Here is a 5,282-nt window from a genome sequence, read left to right on the forward strand (position 1 = left end):
GTCTCGGGTCTCGGGTCTCGGGTCTCGGGTCTCGGGTCTCGGGTCTCGGGTCTCGGGTCTCGGGTCTCGGGTCTCGGCATCATGCGTTGCTCATTCATACTTGGCAATAGCTAAACATCCAAGGACTTTTCTTTTTCTCAAACAAGCCGCTAAGATGCTCAACAATATTTTTAAATCCAAAAGGTGAAACCGATGGAACGTGCTTTTGATGCCATGGTGGCAGGTAGGCCCTACTGTATTAATGACGCAGAACTGGTAGAAATCCGCTACCAAACTCGTGATCGTGTGGATGAGTTTAATGCGCTTAGCGCGCGCCAAGTGGCGCAGAAAACACAACTCATTAAACAGATTTTTGCGGCAGTAGGCGACGATGTGCACATCGAAAAGCCGTTACGAGTGGATTACGGTTGCACTACTAAACTCGGCAGCCATGTGTTTATCAACTTTAACCTGACAGTGCTCGACCCAGGCGAAATCACCATTGGTAACCACGTGTTTATTGGCCCAAACGTGTGTTTGTATACCGCGCTGCATCCGCTGGATATTGCCGAACGCGATCGCCATATCGGCACCACCTTGCCAATCAAGATAGGTAATCACGTGTGGATTGCGGGTGATGTGAAGATTCTGCCGGGGGTTAGCATCGGCGATGGTGCGGTAGTGGGAGCAGGCAGTGTCGTCACCAAAGATGTGCCAGCAGGCATGTTAGCGGTGGGCAATCCGGCGCGCGTCATCCGCAAAGCCGAACCGACAGATAAATAATCGCGTTTATAAATAAGGGCAACCCCAAATGGCTGCCCTTGTTATATCCCAAATCTTGTGGTTATTGCGCAGGCAGAATATACAACGCCTTAGCCTGCACACTTTTCTCAAACGTATTGTCGGTAAACAACCAATTTAAGTTGTCGTTGCTGCCGACAATCAGGCCGTCGTTCGCGGACATATGCGCATTAATGCCATCAATCAACAACGCATTAGCCCCCAATTTAGCCGCTTCATCTTTTAATGCAGTGAGTGCGTCATCCAGCAATTCTTGCCCTGCCACCCAATCATTGTTAGCGGTAACATTCACCACGCCTATCACCTCGTATGGAACTTTAGGTGCCTCACCATACAACTTGATCTGCGATGGCGAGGTAGCAGGATGGGTGGTGCCAGTGACAATATGCGACGCATCCACAATGGTACAGCCAACGGCGAACAGCAACCCCGCCATACTTATGGCAAATAGCGGTATTTTTCTCATCATCATGTCCTTATTTTTTGATGGAAACCGCCATCCATCTTAGACTGAACGTTCAAAAAATAAACATATTTTATCTACTGTAGTAAACCTGTTACAGCTGTCCTGCTGCGGCAACAAAGGCCATTTCTACCAGATACGCTGGATCGGCCAACTCGGCTTTAACACACACTCGGCTTGGCGCACAGCCGTCAGGAAACCATGCATCCCAAATCTCATTTAATGCGGCAGCATTGGCAAAATCGGTGAGGTAGATAGTCACCGACAACAGACGGCTACGGTCGGCGTCAATCATGGCTAACTTTTGTTCTGCTTGGGCCATCACCGCCTGCACTTGGCTGCGAATATCACCTAGCGGTTCACACTCAGGCACTTCAACAAAATGGGCAACGCCATTATAAAGAGTGACATCAGACCAACGTTTGGTCGGGTTAATACGATTAATTGGCATCTTTGCTCCACACTGTCGCGACTAAATAGCCGACTACTATAACAAAACCATGGCAGAAGCACGCCATGCCAACCGCATAGTGACAGCGTGCGTTAAGCCAAAATTGTATTTGCAACTTGACCCATTCATATGACAAAAGGCAGTATGCCAAGTCTGACTCCATCATCGAGGATCGTTAATGTTCGCCGAAATCTATCTGTTACGGCACGGGCAAACCCATTTCAATGCTGAGCGTCGGCTGCAAGGACAATGCAATTCACCACTGACAGACCTCGGCCAACGGCAAGCATTTGCTATGGGCAAAACGTTAGCTAAGCAGCTAGGTGCGCAACTCAACCAATGGCAAATTGTCAGTAGCCCACTAGGACGAACCAAACAAACCAGCGAGCTAGTGTGTCGTGGTATGGGAGTTAGTGCTCAGCAGGTGATCTACGATGCGCGGATACAAGAGGTGGGGCTGGGTGATTGGGAACATGAGCAGATTGAGCAAATTGTACAGCGCCATCCTGCATTTGCCGCACGCAATGATTGGTATTTAGAAGCCCCGAACGGCGAATCGCTCACCCAAGTGCAAGCGCGTTTACGTGAATGGTTAGCAGAGTATCAAGGCCAACAGTTGATTGTTGTCAGCCACGGCCTAACCGGCATGATTCTGAAAGCGATGCTGATGCAACAAGACGATGAGCAGATCTGGTTACAAGAACGTCCCCAAGATGCCTTATTCCACTATCGCAATAAACAACTTACTAAGATTGCGGTCGATGCAAACTATCTGCATGAGACTTTAGAATTGCCAACGATGTCAGCAAGCGCGTGAGATAATCGCGTACATCGGCACCTTCTACTTGGCCGACATTACCGTTGAGCCGCAACATATCGCGATACAAGCACTTACCGATGTCGTGGCTACGATAGCCTTTCCATAACGCTAACGCCGCTTTGTTGGGCGGATTCCCATAACGGCGTTGCTGCAAAAACAAAAACAGCGCAATACGCTGCTCCGCAGATTTAGCGGACTGAATAAGCTGCCAATCCATTGCCAGCCTCCTATTAAAATGATTGGTTAATACGATCACGCCCTTCCAACTTGGCGCGATACATTGCTGTATCGGCTGCAAATAGCAAAGCTTCAGCGGTACGAAATTGTCCCTGTACTTCGGTAGCAATGCCTTGGCTAACACTCACATTATGCTCAACGCCTTCCATCTCCATACAGATATCGGCGATGCGATTGCGGATCTCCCCGGCAACTTTCTGCGCGGTAGAGGCACTGGTTGCTGGTAAAATGACTGCAAACTCTTCACCACCGTAGCGCGCCGCCAAGCAGGAATCATCCGGTACCGCTTGCGCAATTGCTGCAGCAATCAACTGTAAACAGTGGTCGCCACGAATATGACCGTAGCGATCATTAAATTGTTTAAAGTAATCAACATCTAACACTATTACGCTGATGGGATAATGTTGGCTAGTGCACATTTTCCACGCTCGAGCTAACCGTTCATCGAAGGTGCGACGATTGGCAAGGTTGGTGAGCGGATCGGTAGCCGCCAAACGCGCGAGTTTTCTTAGCTCTGCTTTCTCAGAACGCAGATCTCGCAGGTTGGCGAGCAAGAAGCCATCGGCGATTGGCATCAAAGATAACGACAGACTCAGCGGTAATGCCTCGCCATTAGCGGCCTGCATATCAATCTCCAATGCAGACTGAACAAAGGGATTTTTACTGCTAGAATGCTCGAACCGATAAGTAAAAATTTCCTTATATGGCGGCAGAATTATCGAATGTAAGCGCTCACTTTCAAGCTCAGATTGCGCATAACCCAACAGCTCTACTGCCGCACCATTCAGTTGCAGCACATCACCTTGCAGGCTCAGTAACATAGCGGCATCTTGCATTTGAGCGACTAACATTTGCAGCAAATCTTGCTGATTTGCAGCTTCTGGCAAAGATTCTGCGGTATTTGGGTTGTTGAATGAGGCGTTCATAGCGCTCGCTCCTTCGAAAATCTCGGCTACTGGCCGTTTTTGATGCTGGTAGATTATCGAAGTCGTGCGCAAGATACCTTTCGGCAGCCTTACCAATTAACCATATGATTTAAATCAAAAAAAATATTTAAATTTTTAGAACAACAACACATAAATTAAGAAAAACTGACAGTAACCACTGATTTTGCAGGGTTAATTTGCGCCAAATATGGCAGCTTTATATTCGCTCGCTAATACTTAACCGTATCACATCCGCTATGCAGCTAACCTTCTGATACTGCATCGTCAAAAACTGCCGACCTTGGCATGTGTTTAGCAGCAAACAGCGTGTGATTTAGACAAGGCAGGTGATATGCCGTGCCGTTATTATCCACCAACAGCACCGAGGAATAACCGACCCAAGTCGGCGATGAATGGAGCAAGGAACGCAATGGAACATGAATTCAAACAGTGGCAAACCTATCTTTCAATTGATGAAGAGACCATCGACACCCTGCAAGAAAACTACTGGGTGATAGAACAGCATATCGATTTACTCATTGAACAACTGTACGAAAAACTGACCACCTTTGCTGGCACCTCGGCTTTTTATGCCAACCACAACGCCATGTTGCGCGCCAAGCATCATCAAAAACGCTACTGGCGCGACTATGTATTAAAAGGCAACTTTGACAGCAACTACCTTGAAGCCAGCCGTCGCATTGGCAAAACGCACCATAAGCTTGGAGTAAACATGCGGTTTTACTCTGGCGCGTACAACATCATGATGATCAATCTCGCTCGCATTGTGCGCCAAGCGTTAGGCGACAATATGCAAGCGGAATTTCAATATCTTGCGGCGCTCAACAAAGTGATTTTTATGGATATGGGCCTCACCACATCTGTTTATTACAACTCGGTATCTGCCGAGCTGGAAAACCTCGCCACCCAATTGAATGTAGCACTCGCGCGGGCGGGCGAATTTCGCGATAACGAAACCGGCCAGCATATTCATCGCATGAGCCGCATGTGTTACCAGCTAGCGAAATGCCTCGGCAAAGACGCTAGTTGGTGCAATATGATTTTGCTCGCCAGCCCGTTGCATGATGTTGGCAAGATTGGCGTACCGGATGAGGTCTTGTTGAAACCCGGCAAATTGACGGAGCAAGAGTGGGCCAGCATGAAGCAACACCCACAAATTGGTGGCGAGATAGTGCCCAATAACGATACCGCAGTGATCAAAATGGCGCGTCGCATTGCGCTCACCCATCACGAACGTTGGGACGGCGCCGGTTACCCGCTCGGACTCGCAGCTGAAGCCATTCCACTCGAAGGCCGCATTGCTGCGGTATGTGATGTCTTTGATGCGCTCTTATCTACTAGGCCATACAAATCGCCATGGCCGGTAGCAGATGTGGTGAACTACCTGCGAGACAATAGCGGCAGCCAATTTGACCCACAGTTAGTTGAGGTATTTCTACAAAACTTACCAACGATGCTGGAGATCCAGCACCAATATCGCGATGAACTTGCAACAGCTTGAGCGATAAGCGATAAGCGATAAGCGATAAGCGATAAGCGATAAGCGATAAGCGATAAGCGATAAGCGATAAGCGATAAGCGATA

Annotated in this window: 7 protein-coding genes; 3 read left to right on the forward strand and 4 right to left on the reverse strand. The window is 48.5% G+C overall.

Features of this window, described 5'->3' with window-relative positions:
• Positions 1-192: 192 nt before the first annotated feature.
• Positions 193-762, forward strand: a complete 570-nt coding sequence (locus tag L9G74_RS22360) for a sugar O-acetyltransferase (RefSeq protein ID WP_275297535.1) — start codon at positions 193-195, stop codon at positions 760-762.
• 61 nt (positions 763-823) lie between these two features.
• Here L9G74_RS22360 and L9G74_RS19730 read toward each other — a convergent pair whose 3' ends face one another.
• Complete coding sequence (locus L9G74_RS19730; protein ID WP_238898491.1) at positions 824-1,246, reverse strand: DUF4156 domain-containing protein; 423 nt, start codon at positions 1,244-1,246, stop codon at positions 824-826.
• A gap of 91 nt (positions 1,247-1,337) precedes the next feature.
• Positions 1,338-1,694: a RidA family protein gene (locus L9G74_RS19735; protein ID WP_238898492.1), complete on the reverse strand. Its 357-nt coding sequence runs from the start codon at positions 1,692-1,694 to the stop codon at positions 1,338-1,340.
• 178 nt (positions 1,695-1,872) lie between these two features.
• On the opposite strand from L9G74_RS19735, the gene L9G74_RS19740 reads away from it, so the two are divergent.
• Positions 1,873-2,511, forward strand: a complete 639-nt coding sequence (locus tag L9G74_RS19740; protein WP_238898493.1) for a histidine phosphatase family protein — start codon at positions 1,873-1,875, stop codon at positions 2,509-2,511.
• On the opposite strand, the gene L9G74_RS19745 is transcribed toward L9G74_RS19740, so the two are convergent.
• Together L9G74_RS19745 and L9G74_RS19750 are read right to left on the reverse strand one after the other, a co-directional pair.
• A complete protein-coding gene (locus L9G74_RS19745) occupies positions 2,441-2,731 on the reverse strand; it encodes a hypothetical protein (RefSeq protein ID WP_238898494.1) in 291 nt (96 codons plus the stop codon). The two genes, L9G74_RS19740 and L9G74_RS19745, sit on opposite strands and share 71 nt — an antisense overlap.
• Before the next feature lie 13 nt (positions 2,732-2,744).
• Positions 2,745-3,677 carry a sensor domain-containing diguanylate cyclase gene (locus tag L9G74_RS19750; RefSeq protein WP_238898495.1) on the reverse strand — a complete coding sequence of 311 codons (933 nt, stop codon included), beginning with the start codon at positions 3,675-3,677 and terminating at the stop codon, positions 2,745-2,747.
• A gap of 430 nt (positions 3,678-4,107) precedes the next feature.
• Here L9G74_RS19750 and L9G74_RS19755 point away from each other — a divergent pair, with 430 nt between their 5' ends.
• Entirely contained in the window at positions 4,108-5,199 is a 1,092-nt protein-coding gene (locus L9G74_RS19755; RefSeq protein ID WP_238898496.1) for an HD-GYP domain-containing protein, read from the forward strand.
• Positions 5,200-5,282: the final 83 nt, after the last annotated feature.

The organism is Shewanella electrica (assembly GCF_022321485.1).
GTDB classification, from domain to species: domain Bacteria; phylum Pseudomonadota; class Gammaproteobacteria; order Enterobacterales; family Shewanellaceae; genus Shewanella; species Shewanella electrica.

Bases quoted from the DNA above. Each gene is read 5' to 3' on its own strand.
- L9G74_RS19730 (WP_238898491.1), bottom strand. From the start codon at position 1,246: ATGAGAAAAATACCGCTATTTGCCATAAGTATGGCGGGGTTGCTGTTC.
- L9G74_RS19755 (WP_238898496.1), top strand. From the start codon at position 4,108: ATGGAACATGAATTCAAACAGTGGCAAACCTATCTTTCAATTGATGAA.
- L9G74_RS19735 (WP_238898492.1), bottom strand. From the start codon at position 1,694: ATGCCAATTAATCGTATTAACCCGACCAAACGTTGGTCTGATGTCACT.
- L9G74_RS19745 (WP_238898494.1), bottom strand. From the start codon at position 2,731: ATGGATTGGCAGCTTATTCAGTCCGCTAAATCTGCGGAGCAGCGTATT.
- L9G74_RS22360 (WP_275297535.1), top strand. From the start codon at position 193: ATGGAACGTGCTTTTGATGCCATGGTGGCAGGTAGGCCCTACTGTATT.
- L9G74_RS19740 (WP_238898493.1), top strand. From the start codon at position 1,873: ATGTTCGCCGAAATCTATCTGTTACGGCACGGGCAAACCCATTTCAAT.
- L9G74_RS19750 (WP_238898495.1), bottom strand. From the start codon at position 3,677: ATGAACGCCTCATTCAACAACCCAAATACCGCAGAATCTTTGCCAGAA.